We start from the raw sequence: 19,034 nt of genomic DNA on the forward strand, positions 1-19,034 counted from the left end.
TGGCACCAGGCCGTCTCTTCCGGATCTTGCTCCCCCAGCTACCACTGGAAGGTGCCCCCCAGACCCGCGACGCCTGGTACGGCACCTCGCCGCGTTCTCGGCACAGCCGAGTATGTCCAGTACGCGCGCTGTGCCTCCGCCTTGCGGGGCACCGCACCAGACGCCGCGGGCTTGACCGGCAAGATCCGAAAGAGACGACCTAGGCCAGGCGGGCCACCCCGTCGGCCTTCGCCGCCGCGGCGACCGCGGCCGTGACGGCCTCGGCGACGCGCTCGTCGAACGGCGAGGGGATCACGTAGTCGGCGGCGAGCTCGTCACCCACGACGCCTGCGATGGCGTCGGCGGCGGCGATCTTCATGCCCTCGGTGATCCGGGTCGCGCGCACCTTCAGGGCACCCGCGAAGATGCCCGGGAAGGCCAGCACGTTGTTGATCTGGTTCGGGAAGTCCGAACGGCCGGTCGCCACGACGGCCGCGTACTTGTGCGCGACGTCGGGGTGCACCTCCGGGTTCGGGTTGGCCATGGCGAAGACGAAGGAGTTCTCCGCCATCGTGGCCACCGCCTCCTCGCCGACCGTGCCGCCGGAGACGCCGATGAAGACGTCCGCGCCCGCGAGGGCCTCCTCCAGCGTGCCGTTGAGGCCGCTCTTGTTGGTCAGCCCCGCGATCTCCGCCTTGACGTCCGTCAGGTCGGTGCGGTCCGAGGAGACCACGCCCTTGCGGTCGGTGACACAGACGTCGCCGATGCCCGCGTCGACCAGGATCTTGGCGATGGCGATGCCCGCCGCGCCGGCACCCGCGATGACGGCCCGCAGGTCGCCGAGCGTGCGCCCGGTGAGCTTCGCGGCGTTGCGCAGGGCGGCCAGCGTCACGATGGCCGTGCCGTGCTGGTCGTCGTGGAAGATCGGGATGTCCAGCGCCTCCTGGAGGCGGCGCTCGATCTCGAAGCAGCGGGGGGCGGAGATGTCCTCCAGGTTCACCCCGCCGAAGGACGGCGCCAGACGGATGACCGTCTCGACGATCTCGTCCGTGTCCTTGGTGGCGAGCGCGATCGGAACCGCGTCCACGCCGCCGAACTGCTTGAAAAGAATCGCCTTGCCCTCCATCACGGGGAGGGAGGCCTCGGGACCGATGTCACCGAGTCCGAGCACGGCCGTGCCGTCGGTGACGACCGCGACCACGTTCGACTTCCAGGTGTACTCGTTTACGAGCTCCGGCTGCTCGGCGATGGCGGTGCACACCTTCGCCACGCCGGGGGTGTACGCCAGGGACAGGTCGTCCTTGTCGTTGACCGGCACCGTGGCCTGGATGGCCATCTTGCCGCCGCGGTGCAGTGCGAACACCGCATCGGGGTTGTTGTCCGTCGCACTGTCACTGCGAGGGTTGACGATCTCCGCTGCCACTTCGTGTGACCCCTTAAGTCCTTTGAATCGTTGAGGGTGGCCACTCCTGGTTAAGGGGTGGGCGGGCACCGCGTTCGTACTCCGCGTCGACGGTTGGCCCGTCTCCGCGAAGGGGAGGTTCGTACGCGCGGGCGCGCCGCACGCGCGCCCTGAGCCCCGGATGAGGGGTGTAAGGATCTGTTCTACCCGAAGAACGCTCGGCCAGACGAGTCGATTCCGGACTGATCGTAGGTTGCTTGTCCCGGTTTTGGCTAAAAGTCCAAAGCTTGTTGTCCACCTGGCGAGACGTGCAGCAAATAGTGAGGCGAAAACGCCAGGTCACGGCGGTTTGTGCGGCTCCGAGGCGCCTTGCCCGCAGTCCTGTTGGGTAGTCGGGGGCGCCCGTTATCTGATTTTGACCTGACGAGCAGCCTGAATGCGTCAGTCCGAATGGCAAGATGCCGTAATCACACAAGGTCGCGACACCCGATGGTGCGTGCCCGGCCTTCTCTCGGATGCTTTTCCACCCCTGTCGGAGGAACCAGCTCATGACCGCAAGCACCACCCGTCGTACGACCGCCGCCCGGTCCCGGATCGCCGCGGTCGGCGCGATCGCGGTCGCCGGCGCCCTGATCCTCACCGGCTGTGGCGACCAGACCGAGGGCAACGGCTCCTCGAACTCGGGCAAGACGGACAACAGTGCTCCGCTGTTCTCGAAGCTCCCGAAGAAGATCCAGGACGCCGGCGTCATCAAGGTCGGCTCGGACACGGCCTACGCGCCGATGGAGTTCGTCGACGGCGGGAAGATCGTCGGTGTCGACCCCGACATCGCCGAGGCGCTCGGCAAGCAGCTGGGTGTGAAGTTCCAGTTCACCTCCGGCACCTTCGACGGCCTGATCACCTCCCTGGAGACCGGCCGCCAGGACATCGCGATGTCCTCGATCACGGACAACAAGAAGCGTCAGGAAGGCCTCGACGACAAGGGCCAGAAGATCGGCAAGGGCGTCGACTTCGTCGACTACTTCTCCTCCGGCGTCTCGCTCCTCGTCAAGAAGGGCAACCCGGAGAACATCAAGTCCCTCGACGACCTCTGCGGCAAGACCGTCGCCGTCCAGCGCGGCACCACGTACGAGGACACCTTCAAGGCGCAGGCCGAGAAGTGCGGTGACAAGAAGCTCACCATCGAGGCCTTCGACACCGACGCCGAGGCCCAGACCCGCGTCAAGGCCGGCGGCGCCGTGGCCGACCTGAACGACTACCCGGTCACCGCCTACACGGCGAAGACCTCGGGCGGCGGCAACGACTTCGAGGTCGCCGGCCAGCAGGCCGACGTCGGCCTCTTCGGCATCGCGGTCTCCAAGGAGAACACGCAGCTGCGCGACGCCCTGAAGGAAGCCCTCGACGCCATCATCAAGGACGGCTCCTACGCCAAGGTCCTGGAGAAGTGGAACGTCAAGGACAGCGCCGTGCAGTCCGCCACCATCAACGCGGGCAAGTAAGACCGAGCGCTCCACTGAAGGGCAGTCATTGTGACTGACAAGATCGACAAGGGCCCGGCCGCGACTCCGGCCGGACCCGGCGCCTCGGGCAACCCCTACGAGGCGATCAAGGCCATCCCCGTACGGCACTACGGGCGCTGGATCAGCGCCGTGGTCGTCGCCGTACTGCTCACCTGGCTCGTCTACGCCTTCTCCCAGGGCAAGATCATCTGGGGGACGGTCGGCGACAAGCTGTTCGACCCCGCGGTCATCAGCGGCCTCGGCAACACCATCATCATCAGCATCTCGGCCATGGCGCTGGGCCTGGCGCTCGGCATCCTCTTCGCCGTGATGCGGCTGTCGAAGAACCCGGTCACCAGCTTCGTGGCCTGGCTCTACATCTGGTTCTTCCGCGGCACCCCGGTCTACGTGCAGCTGCTGGTCTGGTTCAGCCTCCCGCTGATCTTCCAGTACATCGACCTGGGCCCGATCTACAAGAACGAGACCGTCGACGTCATGACGCCGTTCATGGTCGCCCTGCTGGGCCTCGGCCTGAACGAGGGCGCCTACATGGCGGAGATCGTCCGCGCGGGCATCCAGTCCGTCGACGAGGGCCAGAGCGAGGCCTCGCACGCGCTCGGCATGACCCAGACGCAGACCATGCGCCGCGTCGTGCTGCCGCAGGCCATGCGCGTGATCATCCCGCCGACCGGCAACGAGTTCATCAACATGCTGAAGACCTCCTCCCTGGTCTCGGCGGTGCAGTACACCGAACTCCTGCGCGCCAGCTCCAACATCGGCAGCACCGCCGGCGCGGTCATCGAGATGTACTTCGTGGCCTCCATCTGGTACCTGGCGCTGACCAGCGTCTTCAGCGTCGGCCAGTACTACCTGGAGCGCCGCTACGCCCGCGGCTCGCTGCGCAGCCTGCCGCCCACCCCGTTCGAGCGGCTCAAGGCCAACCTCAACATGTTCCGCCGTACGGAGGTGGCGAAGTGACCGCCCAGCCGATGGTCAAGGCCGAAGGCGTCCACAAGTCGTACGGCGCCGCCCACATCCTGCGCGGGATCGACCTCGAGGTCGCCCCCCGCGAGGTCTTCTGCCTGGTCGGCCCGTCCGGCTCCGGCAAGTCCACCTTCCTGCGCTGCATCAACCACCTGGAGCGCATCAACGCCGGCCGGCTCTCGGTCGACGGCCAGCTGGTGGGCTACAAGCAGAAGGGCGACAAGCTCTACGAGCTGAGGGACAGCGAGGTCGCGGCCCAGCGCCGGGACATCGGCATGGTCTTCCAGCGCTTCAACCTCTTCCCGCACATGACGGCCATAGAGAACGTCATGGAAGCCCCGGTCATGGTCAAGGGCGAGAGCAAGGCGGTGGCCCGCGAGCGCGCCGTACGCCTCCTCGACCGCGTCGGCCTCGGCGACAAGGGCGGGAACTACCCCACGCAGCTCTCCGGCGGCCAGCAGCAGCGCGTGGCGATCGCCCGCGCGCTGGCCATGGAGCCGAAGCTGATGCTCTTCGACGAGCCCACCTCGGCCCTGGACCCGGAGCTGGTCGGCGACGTCCTCGACGTCATGCGGGACCTGGCCGAGTCGGGCATGACCATGATCGTGGTGACCCACGAGATGGGCTTCGCCCGCGAGGTCGGCGACAACCTCGTCTTCATGGACGGCGGCGTGGTGGTCGAGTCCGGCCACCCGCGCGATGTGCTGGGCAACCCGCAGCACGACCGGACGAAGGCGTTCCTGTCCAAGGTGCTGTAGGCGGCACGCGCTGACGCAGGGGCGGTACGGGTTCCCGTACCGCCCCTGCGGCGTGCGCGGCGAAGTCCCTACCGCAGTCCTAGGACCAGCGCGTCCGAGGGGGAGCGCCAGACCGAGCGTGCCTCCGCGAAGCCCGCCTCGCGCAGGGTGCGGGCGTGCCAGGCCTCGTCCGGGGTGTCGCCGTCGGCATGCTCCCCGTAGATCTCGAACCGGGCCCGGACCGCCTCGGCCAGCACCGGGTCGGAGCCGGCCATCTCCCACCAGTCGCGCCAGTCCAGTACGCCCGCCGCCCGCGCCCGGTCCATCCCGGCGTGACGGTGGGCGTGCTCCGCGGCGTCGATGCGCGGGGTGGTGGGGTCGGGCATGTGGTCGGCGTTCATGAAGACCCCGCCGGGGCGCACCAGCGGCGCGATCTGCCCGTACAGGACGGCCAGCTCCTTGCCGGTGAGCCAGTGCAGGGCGGTCGCGGTCAGCACCGCGTCGTACGAGTCGTACGGGAGGGCCGCGCGCCAGTGCGGGTCCGTGAGGTCGGCGGTGACGAAGGAGACCCGGTCGTCGCCGGCGAAGTGGCCGCGGGCGATCGTGAGCAGAGCGGGGTCGAGATCCAGCCCGGTGCTCGTCGCCTCCGGGAACCGCCGCAGCAGCCGGTCCGTGATACTTCCCGTACCGCACGCGAGGTCCAGCACCCGGGGTGCGGGGCCCACCACGGCCTCCACCATGTCCAGCATCACCCGGAACCGCTCCTCGCGGTCGGGCATGTACCACTCCTGCTGGCGGTCCCAGCTCTCCTGCCAGGCCCGCCAGTCCGTACCGAACGAGCCAGTCACAGCGTCCGCCATCCCGAACTCCTCCACACGTAATACCCTCGAAGGCATAGGAGCCGTTACCCGGCTCATGCAGACACTCATCCGCATCCGTAAGGACTACCAGTGGAACTGGTCCATTACTCGGACTTCGCCGTGCGCCTGGTCAACACCGAGGAACCGGCCCGCAACAATGACGCCCTGACCTCCGTGGAGGACGTCCGCGCCCTCTTCGGACCCAGCGTGCAGATGGCCCGCCGGGTCACCGACACCGACGTCACCCGCTTCCGCAACGTCCGCGGCCGGCTGCGCGCCGTCTTCGAGGCCGCCGACAGCGGCGACCACGCCCTCGCCGTAGACCTGCTCAACTCCCTCCTCATGGAGTTCCCGGTCAGCCCCCAGGTCAGCGGTCACGACACCCTCGGCGAGGACGGCCGCCCCGACTGGCACATCCACCTCGCCGAGCACCCCTCCAACGCCTCCGCGGGCTACGCCGCCATGGCCTCCATGGGCCTCGCCTTCGCCCTCACCGAGCACGGCCCCGACCGCCTCGGCCTGTGCCAGGCACCGCCCTGCCGCAACGCCTACCTCGACACCTCCACCAACCGGTCCCGGCGCTACTGCTCCGACCGCTGCGCCACCCGCGCCAACGTCGCCGCCTACCGCGCCCGCAAGCGGCTGGAGGCCGAGACGTCGGCGCGCAGCGGCCGCACCGCCGACACCGCCCAGGACAGCCGCGCCCTCAGCGAACGCTGACCCGCCGGGCGCGGCCGCAGCCGCAGGAACGCCACCGCCAGCACCAGCTCCTCGGGGACCGGGCCGTAGTCGGTGCTGTCCCCCGTCTCGTTGAACGGGTTGTCCCCGAGCATCCACCAGCCGCCCGCCCGGCGCTCCGCCGCCCGCTTGACCACCAGCAGGTCCTGCTGGAGCGGATGCCGGAACACCACCACGTCACCCGGCCGGACCAGCGCCCCGTACCGGACCACCAGCCGGTCCCCGTGCACCAGCGTCGGCACCATCGACGGCCCCGCCACCTCGGTGATCCCGACCCGCATCCGCACCTGCCCGCTCTCCGCCATCTCCGGCCTCCTCGTCCCTCCCCGCATGCTGCCGTACGGGCCGTACGTTCGCTCACCCCCGCTCGGCCGGGGCTGGACTTTTGTCCTAAGCCCATGGGGGCGGCCGCGAATTCCGGATTCTCAGCGAGTAATCTCCACTCTTGAGAAGACGATCACGAGGAGGACCCACTCCATGCTTTCCCGCTTCTTCGCCCCCAAGGTGAAGGTCTCCGCCCACTGCGACCTGCCCTGCGGCGTGTACGACCCGGCCCAGGCCCGTATCGAGGCCGAGTCCGTCAAGGCCGTCCAGGAGAAGTACCAGGCCAACGACGACGCGGACTTCCGCGCGCGCGCCATCACCATCAAGGAGCAGCGCGCCGAGCTCGCGAAGCACCACGTCTCGGTGCTCTGGAGCGACTACTTCAAGCCCCCGCACTTCGAGAAGTACCCGCAGCTCCACACCCTGGTCAACGACACCCTGAAGGCCCTCTCGGCCGCCAAGGCGTCGAACGACCCGGCGACCGGCGCCAAGGCCCTCGAGCTCATCGCCGAGATCGACCGCATCTTCTGGGAGACCAAGGCCGCCTGATCCTGGGCGCCCGAGTGATCTCCCCGCGCTGCTGGTCAGAGCGCACATGACAACGGCCCGACCGCTTCGAGCGGCCGGGCCGTTGGGCTTTTCCAAGATCATTTGGGAGACGTTGGGGAGACGAGAGTGGATCATGCCGCCTCGGCGGCCCACTCCTTCCACGACGTCTCGCTTGTCTCGCCCTTGGGGGGCGTCTCCCGCGCGGCCGGCTTGGGCGCGGCCGTGTCGCTCGTGCAGGGCCTGGCGGCGCGTCTGCGGGGTGACCGCAACTCCGCCTCGCTCTCCCGGACCGCCTGACGACCGCCCCCGACCCCGGGGTCCCAGGCGTGAGGGGGCGCTTTTGTGCGCCCGCGAACGGAAGCCCCAACCGGCAGGCGGTCAGGGCTCTTTCCGTTCACCCGCCACCCGGCGGCGGGTACCGTCCCGGTAGGTCTACTACGCAGGACGGAGCACAGACGGAATGCCCCAGAACCCTGTCGCCGGCACGGGTACACGCATCGCCGCGTACCGGAGACTCTGCCGGCTCACCCAGACGCAGCTCGCCACCAAGGCGAACATCTCGTACAGCCTCCTCGTGAAGGTCGAACAGGGAAGACGCCCCGCTTCGGGCTCCCTGATTGCCGCTGTCGCCCGCGCCCTGGGCGTCGCCCCCACCACCTTCACCGGGCAGCCTTACGCGACCGACCACACCCACGACCGCCTCGACGGCCCTCTGGCCGACCTGCGGGCCTCCTTGGACAACTGGGATGTGCCCTTGGACGAGGTCGCCGTCCGGACCCTGCCCGAGATCGGCGCCGACATCCGCCTGGTCCTCGACGCCAGGCGCGCGTCCAACTACGCAAAGATCGTTTCGATGGCGCCCTCGCTGATCGACGAACTGGTGCAGGTCTCGCAGACCGCGACCGGTGCAGCGGAAGAGCAGGCCCACCGGATGCTCGTGCACGTCTACCGATCCGCGTACGACGTGGCGTACAACCTCGGGCTGTCCGACCTGGTGTCGCTGCTGCTGTCCCGGATGGACTACTCGGTCAGCCGGGGCAATGACCCCTACCTGATGGCCTTGCACCACTACATGCGCGCTTACGCCACTTTCTCGACGGGCCGTCTGGAGGTCGGGCAGGCGATCATCAGCAGGGCCTTGACGGTCGTCGAGGATGGGGTTCGGGCGGCCGAGGTGCCTGCTCTGTGCTCTGCTGGGAACCTGCGTCTCCGAGCCGCCATGCTGGCCTGTCGCCGAGGTGACGCCGACACCGCCCGCGGGGAGCTGTCTGAGGCGCGACGGCTCGCCGGCCGGCTCGGCCGGGAGGTCACCGGGACCGGTGACGACGGCCCCCACATCCAGAGCTTCGGCCCGACCAACGTTGCCATCCACGCGTCCGCCGTGGAGATGGAGCTGGGCAACCACGGCCGGGCCCTGCAACTCGCCAAGGAGGTGCGGCCGCCGGCGGGCTACTTCCCCGACCGGCTCGGGCATTTCTGGATCGACACCGCGCGGGCACAGCTGTCCACGGGGAAGACCGACGCCGCCCTGTCCTCACTCTTCAAGGCACGCGCCGTCGCCCCGCAGCAGGCCAAGTACCACCCCGGCGTTCGGGAGACCGTCAGCGGGCTTGTGCACGCGGCGCGGCGCACCCCGGACACACTGATCGGGTACGCGTCATGGTGCGGGGCCGATCTCTAGCCCCAGCCGCCACACACACCGCATCCGTCACACAGCGTCCCGCGACTGTCACAACGTGTGTCAGTTACGGGGCGTTGTGGCGCGTTCACTGGTTATCAGCCGCCGCGACTGGCTCTGACCAGCTCCCCCGGACACCAGTCGCGCGGCACTCAGTCCCCGGCGCTGTCGTTGACGATCTTACGCGGCGGCGCCGGGCACCACTCATCGAAGGAGACGTCAGATGAGCGCCAAGACGTTGCCCACCCCGGCCGCAGCGGCCAGGCGGGCGATGGAGATCCTGTTCGAGGTCCGGGCCGACGAGGAATTCGAAGCGTTCGAGGCCGCGACGCTGGAGTACTCCAGCGACTGGCAGTGCTTCACCGGCTTCCCCGTCATCGAGCGGTGGAACCTCGACGACGACAAGCGCCCGCTGTTCACCGAGGGCCTGCGCGCCCTCGCGATCAAGGCAGCCGTCTTCGAGCTGACCGGGGACGAGAAGCTCGCCGAGGTCGCCATCGCCGTCCCGGTGGACGAGGTGACCCACGCGATGATCGCACAGCCGCAGCTCCTCGCCCGGATCGCTGTCCGTACCGGCTTCGCCCTGATCCACCACACCGACCAGGAGCACACCGACTACGAGGCGGGCTGCTTCACCGCGCTGGCCTACCGCCTCGCGTGGGGCGAGCCCCCGGCCCGCTACTGGCTCCAGGCCGAGGAGGTCCAGCGGCGGGTCAATATCCTCACAGCGCGGTACGCGAGCATCGGCCTGGACCGCGCCGGCCGCGAGCACGACATCTCCTTCAGCGCCGCCCGAACCACCGGCGTTTGATGGGCTCCGGCTGAGCCCGGGCCCCGAGCGGTTCCGGGCCCGGCGCGATCCGGTCCGGCTTCAGGCCGACCTTGTCCGGATGAACACAGGCAGGGATCCGGTCGGCGGTGTACCGGTAGCCGTCGGCCGGATCGAACGGGCACTCGCGGCTCGGCCGGTCGTAGACCACGAACTTCTCCCGGGGCAGCCGGTGAGCCGGACATATCCCGCACGCCGGATGGTCCTCGCCCTGGGCGAACGGCTCGCTCATGCCCCCGCACCGTACACCCCCTCTCGAAGAGGAGCAGCGCCATGACCAAGCCACCCCCTCGCCGAACTCCGCCGGCCCGACAGATGGCCGGCCAGCCCAAGGAACGCATTCCATGGGACGCCTTCGCTGTCGAGGCCGACGTCAGCGGAACATATGGCCAGCCTTCCCCGGCCCTCATGGCGCGAGCGATGCGCGGCTGGCAGAAGCTCGAGGCCCTGCACAGCCGCATCGGCTCCTCCGGCGCCAGGGAGGAGGGCCCGGTATGAGCAGACGACCCGATTGGCTCTACGAAGGCGCCCGCGTCTTCGACTCCGCCAGGGATCGTGAGGCGGTCGTGCAGTTCATCGGCGAGTGGGAAGACCCGCAGACCGAAGTCCTCATTCCCGACGCCGTGTTTCTCAGGCCCGAGGGTGGCGGCACGGAATGGATCATCTCCGACCACGCGGCCCTACGCCAGGCCGATGCCCGCTGACCCCCAGGCTCCCGCCTGGGCCGCGCATCTGCCAGGTCCGCGACCGGAGCATCAATCACCACCCAACCGCAGCTACTCAGTGCGGGAAATGCTCCGCGCCGTCGGTCTGACCGACTGCCCCGGCCGGCCTGTCCGGCCGGGGCGCACCCTGCCCCTGCGGCTCGCTCCTCATCGCCGCGCGCGCCCTGCTCGACACTTTCTGACCTCCCGCCCCCACCGGGAGCGGGCATCCTGCACACCGAACCGATTGGAGACCCTGATGGGCAAGCACGCCGGACCACCGCAGGACAAGCCGTGGACGCCGCCGTCCCAGCCGTCGAGCCCGGACGGGAGTCGGCCGACACCCCAGCCTTCCACCCCGCCCCCGCCGCCGGGCAAGAAGTGAACCGGGACATCTGCCGCGAGGCCCTGGTGACCGCAGGGTTACTGCGCGGGGAATGGCTGGCCGAGGCGTTCGACAAGGTCGACCGCGAAGCGTTCGTTCCGGGGGCCGTCTGGCTCCCGGTCCGGGACGCCGAAGGCCTCTGGCGCTTCGTGAACCGCGACGAGGAGCCGGACGTCTGGCGCCACGCTGTCTGGAACCCCCACCAGTCGGTCGTCACCCAGCTGGACGACGGCGACATGACCCCGGGGCCCAGCGCGGGCGACTTCACGTCGTCCGTGTCGGCCCTGGACGTCGTGATGCGGAAGCTCCAGCACCTGGACCTCGTGCCACGGTCCCGCGTGCTGGAGATCGGCTACGGATCCGGCTACCACACGGCCTTGCTGTGTGAGCGAGTCGGCTCCGAGCGGGTGGTCGCCATCGAGGTGGACGGGGAGCTCGCCCGTGCGGGCGCCGCCAGCCTCAAGGCGGCCGGTTACGACCCGGAGCTGATCGTCGGGGACGGCCTCGAAGGCGCCCCCGGCGGGGAGCCGTTCAGCCGGATCATCAGCACGGCGTCGCTGCGGCGTGTTCCGTACGCCTGGATCGAGCAGTCCAGGCGGAGCGGGGTGATCCTCACCCCGTTCGGGACGGCCTACAGCAATGCGGGTCTCCTGCGGCTCCGCGTCGACACCTCGGGAACGAAGGCGCAAGGAGCCTTCATCGGCGAGTCCTCGTACATGTGGATCCGCTCCGAGCGGCCGACCGTCGACCTTCAGGTCCCGGAGGAGTCGACCAGCCGGAAGTCGCCGATCGATCCCGCGCAGGTTCTGGGGGCGGGTTACCTCCAGGACTTCGCCATCGGCCTCCGGGTCCCGGACGTCTCCTACTCGCACCGCGGGGAGGGCGACGACCGCCAGGTCCAGTTCGTGGACGAGGCCGGCACCTCGGCCACGATTGTCCGCTACCGCGACTGGTGGGAAGAGGACGCGGTCCGCTCGTGGGGACCGCGCGATCTCTGGGCGGAGGTCACCGCCGCGTACACCTGGTACGAGTTGCACGGCCGACCGCACATCACCCGCTTCGGCGTCACGGTCGACGGGTCCGGTCAGTACGCATGGCTGGACGACCCCCGTCAGCTCGTCGGTTCCTGAGTACCAGCCCCGGCCGGGCGCGGCCGCTTCCTTCCGGCCAAGGGCGGCGGAGGAAGCGGGGCCCGGACAGGAGACGGGCTACTCGTCGTCCTCGTCCTCGTCGTCCAGCCGGGCCAGCCAGGTCGCCAGGCGTTCCACCGGGACCTCGAAGTCCGGGTTCAGGTCGACGAACGTGCGGAGCTGCTCGGCGAGCCACTCGAAGGTGACCTCCTCCTCGCCGCGCCGCTTCTCCAGCTCCTCGATGCCGCGATCGGTGAAGTACAAGTCGGGCTCCGTGCCGTGTGGTGGTGATGGGGGTCTTTCCGCCAGGATAATCCGCTTACCGGCGAGACCCTCCCGCCCGTGGGGTCCGCGGCGCTACCGTGGACGCCCTTCACGGGGCGAGCGGGGAACGGGGGACCAGGGATGCCTGATGGGCGCACGGCCGGATCCGCGCGCGCCTTCGAGCTCCTGGAGCCCCTGGTCCGGGCCGCCACCGTACGCGTCCACGCGCCCCCGGACGGGTATGAGAGCCCTGGGACCGGGCCGACGTGGGGGAGCGGGTTCTTCATCGCCCCGGGCTGGGTCCTGACGTGCGCGCACGTGGTCGGCGAAGGGGGTGCTGCCGTGCGGCTGACCGGGCGTGAAATCGGCATCACCTTCTTCTCCGGCAGTTCCCCCGGCGGCGAGGGCGCCACCGGGACCGTCACCGGCCGGGTGGAATGCGTGCTCCCCGAACGGCTCGACGAGCGGCGGCCCGGGCGGCGCGCCCTGTGGGACCTGCCCGACCTGGCACTGGTACGGGTCCTCGCCCCCGTCACCCACGCCTGCGTCTGGCTGACCGACCGGGCCAGACCCCGCCTCGACGAGGCCGCGTACTTCGGCTGCACCGAGGAGCTGGGCGTCCGCGAGATCACCGGCCGCACCACCCGCCTGCGCGGCATCGCCGCGGGCGGTGCCGCGATCCGCCTCGGCGACGACGACGAGATCGAGGCCGGCATGTCCGGCGGGCCGGTGGTGGACCTGACGCGCGGGGAGGTCGTGGGGATCGTCAAGGCCCGCCGGCACGCGGGCGGTGGCGGACTCGCCGTGTCCGTGGCCCAGCTGCGGACCCTGCCCACGCCTGCGAACGGCCAGAGCGGCCTCTACCGCAGGGTCATGCAGGCCCACGACCTCTACCACTTCGACCGTCACCTCAGCGACCTCGACAGCCGCCGCACCTGGACCGACGTCCACGACGAACTGCCCACCGAGGACGGGGACCCGTACGGCCGCCGCGGCCGGCTCACCCCGGGCGAGCGCACCACCCTGTGCGGGCTGCTCGCCGAACTCCCCGCGCCCGTCTCCTCGGAGGCCGTCCGCGAACTCGCCGAACAGGCCCGGGGCGAGGAACCCGACACCACCCTGCCCGCCCCCCTCACCTGGCGCGACGGCCTCGGGCTGCTGCACGACCCGCCCGGCGCGGGCGGCGAGGCCGCCGCGATGCTCCGGTACGCGACCGGCGTGAGCGTGGCCGACCACCGCGAGCCGCCGGCCCCGGGAGCGGACGAGGAGCTCTGGGACTGGGTACGGGCCACGGCGGAGCGGCTGTGGCGCCCGCTGCGCCGGGAGCTGGGCGAGCGGCACGAGCGCGGCCTCGCCGAGCGGGAACGGCGCCGGCGCGCCGCCGTCGGCCGGGAGGCGCACGGCCCCGTCCGGAGCTCCGGCGGGCAGCCGCCCGGCCCCTCCGTGCTGCTGGAGGCCTGGGCGCACGGCTGGGAGGACGTCTACGACTGGCGGGTGTCGGTGCTGGCCGGCCCCGTCCGCCCCGACCGGGTCACCCCCGTGGCCGCCGGCGTACGGGCCACCCTGGCGGCCCTGCCCGACGTGCTGCGCGCCCCGCTCGCGGAGGGGTTCCGGCGGTGCGACACCCACGAGGCGGCCGCGCTCCTCGAAGTCGCGGCCGCGCCGGAGCTGTTCGGGCTCGCGGTGGACGAATGGACCGTGTCGGGCGGGACCCCGGTCGGGGTGCAGCGGCCGGTGGTGTTCCGCTTCGGCGGGGACGCCGTCTCGGCCGGGCGCTGGGCACGCGTGCAGGCGGGACCGCTGCTGGGCCAGCGGGCCGACTGCCTGCGCGGCCGCCCCCGCAGCCCCTCGCCGGGGTGGCTGGCGGGGCTCCTGGACCACACGGTCCCGGTGCTCTGCGGGGCGGCGGCGACCGAACCGACGCTGGGCGCGCTGCACTCCGTACGGGAGGCCGGCTACGGGGTGGTGGTGTGCCGCAGGCCCCCGGCGGACCCGGGGGTCTCCTGCGCCCCCTTCCACCGGGGGCTGCGGGAGGAACTGGCCGGGGCGGGCCGGGGCGCCGTGCTGCCGCAGCGCGTCCAGGCCCTGCGGCGACGGGCGTACGGGGCGGATCCCGACGCCTACTGGGCGGCCGGGCTGACCCTCGTGTGGGACGACCCGGCGCGGGCGCTGCCGGAGGACGAGCCGTTGCAGGGGGACCTGTGAGGCGGGGCCCCGGAACGGCCCGGCGGGCGATGGGGGTGGTGCGGGCGGTCCGGGTGGCGCCCGTGGTGCGCGTCGTGCGGGTGGTTCCGGCGGTGCGGGGGACGGGGCCGGGGCCCGGGGCGCACGGCGGTGACCGGCGGTACGGGCGTCGCGTGCGGTACGGGCGATCCGGGGGCAGCGGGCGGTACGGGCGGTACGGGCACGACGAGTGGTACGGGCGATGCGGGCGAGGCCGGCGGTGCGGGCTTCGCGGGAGGGAGCGGCCGTGAACGAGGAATGGCTCATCTACCGGGGCGTGGGCGAACCCCACGACGGGATCGCGGCCCTGCCCGACCCGCCGCCCTGGCGGGACTTCGACGGCGGACCCGTCGTGGAACCGGGCGGGCCCGCTGCGGCCGCCGACGGGAACGTGGCCCGCCGCCTCGGCGCCCACCGGCAGGCCGCCGAGCTGCACCGGCCCGAGCCCGAGGAGCTGGAAGCCGTCAACGCCGCGCTCTACCTGCGCCGCCCCCTGCTGGTGACCGGCTACCCCGGCACCGGCAAGTCCACCCTCGCCCACGCCGTCGCCCACGAGCTGAAACTCGGCCGGGTGCTCCGCTGGCCGGTGGTGTCGCGCACCGTCCTCCAGGAGGGCCTCTACCGCTACGACGCCCTCGCCCGGCTCCAGGACGTACAGATCGCCGCCGGCGCGCGCGGGGCGGCCGGGGAGGGCGGCCCGGCCGCAGGCGGCGCGCCCGGCATCGGCAGGTACATCCGGCTCGGCCCTCTCGGCACGGCGCTGCTGCCCACCGAACGCCCCCGCGTCCTGCTCGTCGACGAGCTCGACAAGAGCGACATCGACCTGCCCAACGACCTGCTGAACGTACTGGAGGAAGGCGAGTTCACCCTTCCCGAACTGGAACGCGTCGCCGACTCCGAGCCCGAGGTACAGGTGCTCACCGACGACGGCGCCAAGGTCACCGTCCGGGACGGACGGGTGCGCTGCCGCGCCTTCCCCTTCATCATCCTGACCAGCAACGGCGAACGGGACTTCCCCGCCGCGCTGCTGCGCCGCTGCATCCAGCTCAAGCTCGGGCAGCCCGGCGAAAAGCGGCTCGCCACCATGGTCCGGGCGCACCTGGGCGAGGAGGCCGCCCAGCTCGGCGCCGACCTGATCCGGGAGTTCCTCAGCCGCTCCCGCTCCGAGCTGCTGGCCGCCGACCAACTGCTCAACGCCATCTACCTCACCCACTACGCCGCCCCGCCCAGCCGGGACGACCTCGCGGACCTGCTCATCCAGCGCCTCGACCGCCCGAGGTGAGCGGCCGTGTCCCACGAAGCCGACCTCCCCGCCGGACCCGCGGACCGACCCGCGAACCGAGTCCCGGCCCGAGCCGCGCCCCGGGTCGCGGACGCCGAGATCCGTGCCCTCGCCGGGCTGCTTCGGGCCGCCGGGCTCGATCCGTCCTCCGAGGAACTGGCCGACGCGCTGTGGCTGGCCCGGCGTACCGGCAGCGCGGCGGGCCGGTCCGGCACCTCTCCGGAGCCCGCCTCCACCGCGCCCGGCGGACCGGCGCGCCCGCCGGGCCCCCCGGGCACCACCGGGCCGCCCCCGCAGCCCGAACCGGCGGAACCGGAGCCCGAGGACCCGGTCAGGCTCTACCCCGCCCGGGAGCGCCCGGCCCCCGACACCGGCGCGGCCGCCGAGGTCCCCGTCGCCGGCGGGGTTCCCGTACGGGTGCCCGGCGCGGCCGCGCTGCCCCGCATCCTGGAGATCCAGCGGGCCCTGCGCGCCCTCCAGCGCCACCGGCCCCCCGGCCGCCCCACCCGTACCGTCCTCGACGAGGCCGCCACCGCCGAGGCCAGCGCCCGCGCCCTCGGACTGGTCATCCCCGTCTTCCGGCCGGAGAGCCGGCGCGAGGCGACCATACGGCTGGTCATGGATGCCTCGCCCTCCATGGCGGTATGGCGGGAGATGTTCGAGGAACTCCGCGCGGTGTGCGAGCGGCTGGGCGCCTTCCGCGACGTCCAGGCCCACCACCTGCACCGGCTGCCGGACGGCACCGCCGCCGTCGGCCGCGGTCCCGCACCCGGCCCCGGCCTGCGCTCCGGCGACCAGCTGCGCGACCCCACCGGACGGGCCCTGACCATCGTCGTCTCCGACTGCGCCGGGCCGCTCTGGCGGGAGGGCGAGGCGCAGCGGCTGCTGCACCGGTGGGCCGAGTGCGCGCCCTGCGCCGTCGTACAGCCCCTGCCGCAGCGGCTGTGGAGCCGCAGCTGGCTGCCGACCGAGCGCGGCGTACTGGAACGGGCCGGCGGGGGAGGCGGTACCGGCGGCGGGCCGAGGCTGCGGTTCCGGCCCGATCGGCCGCCCCGGCCCGGGCGGCCCACCGGCGGCCTCACCGTGCCCGTGCTGCCGCCGAACGCCGTCGCCCTCGGCGCGTGGGCCCGGCTCGTCGCCGGACTGGGCACCGGGCCCGTGCCCGCCGAAGTGGGCCGGGTCCTCGCCCGCCACCCCTCCGCGCCCGTGCCCCTGCCCCGCACCGCCCGGCCGCCGCGCGAACTGGTGCGCCGCTTCCGCTCCTCCGCCGGGCCCGGCGCCGTCCAGCTCGCCGTGTACCTGTCGGCGGCCCCGCTGACCCTGCCCGTGATGCGGCTGGTGCAGCGCACGATGCTGCCCGACTCGGAGCCCTCCGACCTCGCGGAGGTCCTGCTGAGCGGGCTGCTGCGGCGCAGCGGCGAATCGCCCGGGCAGTGGTACGAGTTCGTGCCCGGCGTGCAGGAGGTGCTGCTCGGGCCGCTCGGGCGGGACGAGGCCGCGCTGGTGCTCAAGCACTGCTCGGAGTACGTACTGGCGAACTTCGGCCGGGGCGTGCGCAACTTCCCCGCCCTGGCCGTCGCGCAGCTCACCGGGGTGCCCGCGGCGGAGGCCGACTCCGCGCCCGCGCCCGGACCGGACGCCGGGTGGGACGGCGGCCGGGTGCCGCCGGGGCAGCTCCCGCAGGCCTTCGCGCAGGTCTCCGCGAAGGTCGTACGCCGCTACCTGCCCGGCCCGCCGGAGGAGGACCCGGCGCCCCCCGCACCGCCGGTCCCGGTACCGGAACCGCCGCCCGGCCGCGCCTGGGCGGTCCGCGCGGCCCGGGAGCGGCTCGCGGCGGGGGCGCCCGACGCGGACGCACGGCCCCTGTACGAGTCCGCCGCGCTGCTGCGCCGGGCCGTGGCCGTCCCGCCCGGACCCGACGACCCCCCGGAGGAGGCCGAGACCGAACTCGCCGGGGTACTGCTGCGGCTGTGGGCCGTCCAGCGGGACCCCGGCCTCCTCGCCGAGGCCGAACGGGCCGTCACCGGGCTGCGCACCCCGGCCGGCCGGGCCGCGCTGGGCCGGGTGCTGTACGAACGGGCCGTGGCCGCGGGACCGGCGCCGGAGCTGCTGGCCGCCGCCGACCGGGAGTTCGCCGCCGCGGCCGCCGCCGGTCCGGAGCTGCGCCGGGCCTGCGCGGTGATGCGGGCCCGGACCCTGCTCCGGCTGAGCACCCTGCGCGACGACCCCGGGCCGCTGCACGAGGCACGGGCCGCACTGGAACCGCTCGCCACCGGCCCGGGGGCCGCGGACCCGGAACTGTTGCTGAACCTGGGCCGCGTCCTGGTGGCCCTCCTGCCCCGCACCCCGGACCCGGCGGAACGCACCGCCCTGGCGGAGCGGGCGGCGGCCACCCTGACGGCGGCCCTGACCCTCCTCCTGCCCCCGCCGCACCGCACCCCGGCCCCGGCCGCCGGCCCGGACGGCGCTCCCGGCCCGGACGGCGCCGGCCCGGCCCCCCGCCCCGGCCCGCCCGCGCCCCGCCCGCCCTCTCCGCCCTGCCCGGCCGCCACCCCCGCCGCCCCCGCCCCGCCCCCCGACGGGGCGCGCCGCCTCGCCGCGCGGGTGCGGGTCGAGCTGGGCGGGGCGCTGCGGTTCCTGCCCGCCCGGCTGGAGGAGGCGGCCGGGCAGCTGGCGCGGGCCCTGGAGGAGGCGGCCGGGGAGTCCGGGCTGCGGCTGGCCGCCCTGCTGTGCCTGGCCCGGGTGCACCGGGCCCGGTACGCGCGCGACGCGGACCCGGCGGCCCTGGAGGCGGCGGCCGAAGCGTACGGCCGGGCCCGGCGGCTGATCCCCCGGGACGGGGAGGCCTTCGGGGAGCTGCTGCCCGAGTGGGGCGACGTACTCCTGGACCGGGCCGGCGCCGCGGACGGACGACGCTTCGCCTCCCCCGCCGTACGGGTGCTGCGCGAGAGCCGCGCGGCCGTGCCGCAGTCCGACCCCGGGGCGGCGTACCGGCTGCTGAGGCTGGCCGCCGGGCTGCGGCTGCGGCACACCTACGAGGGGGACCTCGTCGACCTGCGGGAGGCGGAGTATCTGCTGGAGCTGGCCGTGCGGCAGAGCCACGGCCCGCTGGAACGGGCCCGCGCCTGGCGGGAGCACGGGGACGTCCAGCAGGAGATCCACGTCCACACCCGTACCGCCGACCGCCTCGACCGGGCGGCGGACTCCTACCGGCGGGCCTGGCGCGCCGCGCTGGAAGCCGACCGGGACGGGCCGGGAGGTCCCGCCCTGCGGCTCGCGGCCCGCGCCCAGGAGCTGCGCGGGGAGGTCCTGGAACGCCTCACCCGCCCCCGGGCCGCCCTCGACGCCTACCGGGCCGCCCTGGAGCTCTGGCAGCGCCAGGGCGCCCCCGACGGCGAACGGGCCCGGGCCGTCCAGGCGCGCGTACGGGCCCTGGAGGCGGGCGGCTGAGCCGTTTCCCCGCGCCG

The 19,034-nt window shown here is 72.8% G+C and carries 19 protein-coding genes; 14 read left to right on the forward strand and 5 right to left on the reverse strand.

Going from position 1 to position 19,034, the window contains the following annotated elements; genetic code table 11:
• Positions 1 to 199: 199 nt before the first annotated feature.
• Positions 200 to 1,402 (reverse strand): NADP-dependent malic enzyme, encoded by a 1,203-nt coding sequence (locus ACFY7H_RS19705; RefSeq protein ID WP_388939616.1) that lies wholly within the window; start codon positions 1,400 to 1,402, stop codon positions 200 to 202.
• Between the two features lie 527 nt (positions 1,403 to 1,929).
• On the opposite strand from ACFY7H_RS19705, the gene ACFY7H_RS19710 reads away from it, so the two are divergent.
• From ACFY7H_RS19710 to ACFY7H_RS19720, 3 genes are read left to right on the forward strand one after another with little or no spacing between them, the layout of a single operon-like run.
• Positions 1,930 to 2,880, forward strand: coding sequence for an ABC transporter substrate-binding protein (locus ACFY7H_RS19710; RefSeq protein WP_388939617.1), 951 nt, complete (start codon positions 1,930 to 1,932; stop codon positions 2,878 to 2,880).
• Between the two features lie 30 nt (positions 2,881 to 2,910).
• Positions 2,911 to 3,858, forward strand: a complete 948-nt coding sequence (locus ACFY7H_RS19715; protein ID WP_388939619.1) for an amino acid ABC transporter permease — start codon at positions 2,911 to 2,913, stop codon at positions 3,856 to 3,858.
• Positions 3,859 to 3,869: 11 nt separating this feature from the next.
• The gene (locus ACFY7H_RS19720; protein ID WP_388939998.1) at positions 3,870 to 4,622 is read left to right on the forward strand and encodes an amino acid ABC transporter ATP-binding protein; all 753 of its coding nucleotides are present in this window, start codon (positions 3,870 to 3,872) and stop codon (positions 4,620 to 4,622) included.
• Positions 4,623 to 4,690: 68 nt separating this feature from the next.
• Here the strand turns inward: ACFY7H_RS19720 and ACFY7H_RS19725 are convergent, their stop codons facing one another.
• Positions 4,691 to 5,461, reverse strand: coding sequence for a class I SAM-dependent methyltransferase (locus tag ACFY7H_RS19725; RefSeq protein WP_388939620.1), 771 nt, complete (start codon positions 5,459 to 5,461; stop codon positions 4,691 to 4,693).
• Between the two features lie 90 nt (positions 5,462 to 5,551).
• On the opposite strand from ACFY7H_RS19725, the gene ACFY7H_RS19730 reads away from it, so the two are divergent.
• Positions 5,552 to 6,181, forward strand: a complete 630-nt coding sequence (locus ACFY7H_RS19730; protein WP_388939622.1) for a CGNR zinc finger domain-containing protein — start codon at positions 5,552 to 5,554, stop codon at positions 6,179 to 6,181.
• On the opposite strand, the gene sodX is transcribed toward ACFY7H_RS19730, so the two are convergent.
• Positions 6,085 to 6,504 carry a nickel-type superoxide dismutase maturation protease gene (gene sodX, locus ACFY7H_RS19735; RefSeq protein WP_388939624.1) on the reverse strand — a complete coding sequence of 140 codons (420 nt, stop codon included), beginning with the start codon at positions 6,502 to 6,504 and terminating at the stop codon, positions 6,085 to 6,087. The genes ACFY7H_RS19730 and sodX overlap by 97 nt on opposite strands.
• A 172-nt stretch (positions 6,505 to 6,676) precedes the next feature.
• Here sodX and sodN point away from each other — a divergent pair, with 172 nt between their 5' ends.
• The 4 genes from sodN (at position 6,677) to ACFY7H_RS19755 (ending at position 9,561) form a co-directional block, all read left to right on the forward strand.
• A complete protein-coding gene (sodN, locus tag ACFY7H_RS19740) occupies positions 6,677 to 7,072 on the forward strand; it encodes a superoxide dismutase, Ni (RefSeq protein WP_267012273.1) in 396 nt (131 codons plus the stop codon).
• 126 nt (positions 7,073 to 7,198) lie between these two features.
• Positions 7,199 to 7,369, forward strand: a complete 171-nt coding sequence (locus ACFY7H_RS19745) for a hypothetical protein (protein WP_388939626.1) — start codon at positions 7,199 to 7,201, stop codon at positions 7,367 to 7,369.
• Positions 7,370 to 7,532: 163 nt separating this feature from the next.
• Positions 7,533 to 8,753: a helix-turn-helix domain-containing protein gene (locus tag ACFY7H_RS19750; RefSeq protein WP_388939628.1), complete on the forward strand. Its 1,221-nt coding sequence runs from the start codon at positions 7,533 to 7,535 to the stop codon at positions 8,751 to 8,753.
• Between the two features lie 220 nt (positions 8,754 to 8,973).
• A complete protein-coding gene (locus ACFY7H_RS19755) occupies positions 8,974 to 9,561 on the forward strand; it encodes a hypothetical protein (protein WP_388939630.1) in 588 nt (195 codons plus the stop codon).
• On the opposite strand, the gene ACFY7H_RS19760 is transcribed toward ACFY7H_RS19755, so the two are convergent.
• A complete protein-coding gene (locus ACFY7H_RS19760; protein WP_388939632.1) occupies positions 9,533 to 9,811 on the reverse strand; it encodes a hypothetical protein in 279 nt (92 codons plus the stop codon). The two genes, ACFY7H_RS19755 and ACFY7H_RS19760, sit on opposite strands and share 29 nt — an antisense overlap.
• A 41-nt stretch (positions 9,812 to 9,852) precedes the next feature.
• On the opposite strand from ACFY7H_RS19760, the gene ACFY7H_RS19765 reads away from it, so the two are divergent.
• From ACFY7H_RS19765 to ACFY7H_RS19775, 3 genes are all read left to right on the forward strand, one after another.
• Positions 9,853 to 10,077: a hypothetical protein gene (locus tag ACFY7H_RS19765; protein ID WP_388939634.1), complete on the forward strand. Its 225-nt coding sequence runs from the start codon at positions 9,853 to 9,855 to the stop codon at positions 10,075 to 10,077.
• On the forward strand, positions 10,074 to 10,283 hold the full coding sequence (locus tag ACFY7H_RS19770) for a hypothetical protein (RefSeq protein WP_388939635.1): 210 nt from the start codon (positions 10,074 to 10,076) through the stop codon (positions 10,281 to 10,283). Before ACFY7H_RS19765 ends, ACFY7H_RS19770 begins: the two co-directional genes overlap by 4 nt.
• A gap of 294 nt (positions 10,284 to 10,577) precedes the next feature.
• The gene (locus ACFY7H_RS19775) at positions 10,578 to 11,798 is read left to right on the forward strand and encodes a protein-L-isoaspartate O-methyltransferase (protein ID WP_388939637.1); all 1,221 of its coding nucleotides are present in this window, start codon (positions 10,578 to 10,580) and stop codon (positions 11,796 to 11,798) included.
• Positions 11,799 to 11,876: 78 nt separating this feature from the next.
• Here ACFY7H_RS19775 and ACFY7H_RS19780 read toward each other — a convergent pair whose 3' ends face one another.
• Entirely contained in the window at positions 11,877 to 12,062 is a 186-nt protein-coding gene (locus tag ACFY7H_RS19780; RefSeq protein WP_007266501.1) for a DUF6104 family protein, read from the reverse strand.
• Between the two features lie 141 nt (positions 12,063 to 12,203).
• On the opposite strand from ACFY7H_RS19780, the gene ACFY7H_RS19785 reads away from it, so the two are divergent.
• The 3 genes from ACFY7H_RS19785 to ACFY7H_RS19795 all read left to right on the forward strand — a co-directional run bounded on the left by ACFY7H_RS19785 (position 12,204) and on the right by ACFY7H_RS19795 (position 19,017).
• Positions 12,204 to 14,267 carry a trypsin-like peptidase domain-containing protein gene (locus ACFY7H_RS19785; protein ID WP_388939638.1) on the forward strand — a complete coding sequence of 688 codons (2,064 nt, stop codon included), beginning with the start codon at positions 12,204 to 12,206 and terminating at the stop codon, positions 14,265 to 14,267.
• Positions 14,268 to 14,487: 220 nt separating this feature from the next.
• On the forward strand, positions 14,488 to 15,567 hold the full coding sequence (locus ACFY7H_RS19790; RefSeq protein WP_388939640.1) for an AAA family ATPase: 1,080 nt from the start codon (positions 14,488 to 14,490) through the stop codon (positions 15,565 to 15,567).
• A gap of 6 nt (positions 15,568 to 15,573) precedes the next feature.
• Positions 15,574 to 19,017 (forward strand): SAV_2336 N-terminal domain-related protein, encoded by a 3,444-nt coding sequence (locus tag ACFY7H_RS19795; protein WP_388939642.1) that lies wholly within the window; start codon positions 15,574 to 15,576, stop codon positions 19,015 to 19,017.
• Positions 19,018 to 19,034: the final 17 nt, after the last annotated feature.

It is taken from the genome of Streptomyces sp. NPDC012794 (assembly GCF_042901085.1).
Taxonomy (GTDB): Bacteria; Actinomycetota; Actinomycetes; order Streptomycetales; family Streptomycetaceae; genus Streptomyces.

What these genes read in the sequence shown, in the direction of transcription:
- ACFY7H_RS19755 (WP_388939630.1), top strand. Translation starts at nt 8,974, where the DNA reads ATGAGCGCCAAGACGTTGCCCACCCCGGCCGCAGCGGCCAGGCGGGCG.
- ACFY7H_RS19770 (WP_388939635.1), top strand. Translation starts at nt 10,074, where the DNA reads ATGAGCAGACGACCCGATTGGCTCTACGAAGGCGCCCGCGTCTTCGAC.
- ACFY7H_RS19720 (WP_388939998.1), top strand. Translation starts at nt 3,870, where the DNA reads ATGGTCAAGGCCGAAGGCGTCCACAAGTCGTACGGCGCCGCCCACATC.
- sodN (WP_267012273.1), top strand. Translation starts at nt 6,677, where the DNA reads ATGCTTTCCCGCTTCTTCGCCCCCAAGGTGAAGGTCTCCGCCCACTGC.
- sodX (WP_388939624.1), bottom strand. Translation starts at nt 6,504, where the DNA reads ATGGCGGAGAGCGGGCAGGTGCGGATGCGGGTCGGGATCACCGAGGTG.
- ACFY7H_RS19725 (WP_388939620.1), bottom strand. Translation starts at nt 5,461, where the DNA reads ATGGCGGACGCTGTGACTGGCTCGTTCGGTACGGACTGGCGGGCCTGG.
- ACFY7H_RS19710 (WP_388939617.1), top strand. Translation starts at nt 1,930, where the DNA reads ATGACCGCAAGCACCACCCGTCGTACGACCGCCGCCCGGTCCCGGATC.
- ACFY7H_RS19765 (WP_388939634.1), top strand. Translation starts at nt 9,853, where the DNA reads ATGACCAAGCCACCCCCTCGCCGAACTCCGCCGGCCCGACAGATGGCC.
- ACFY7H_RS19760 (WP_388939632.1), bottom strand. Translation starts at nt 9,811, where the DNA reads ATGAGCGAGCCGTTCGCCCAGGGCGAGGACCATCCGGCGTGCGGGATA.
- ACFY7H_RS19785 (WP_388939638.1), top strand. Translation starts at nt 12,204, where the DNA reads ATGCCTGATGGGCGCACGGCCGGATCCGCGCGCGCCTTCGAGCTCCTG.
- ACFY7H_RS19750 (WP_388939628.1), top strand. Translation starts at nt 7,533, where the DNA reads ATGCCCCAGAACCCTGTCGCCGGCACGGGTACACGCATCGCCGCGTAC.
- ACFY7H_RS19790 (WP_388939640.1), top strand. Translation starts at nt 14,488, where the DNA reads ATGCGGGCGAGGCCGGCGGTGCGGGCTTCGCGGGAGGGAGCGGCCGTG.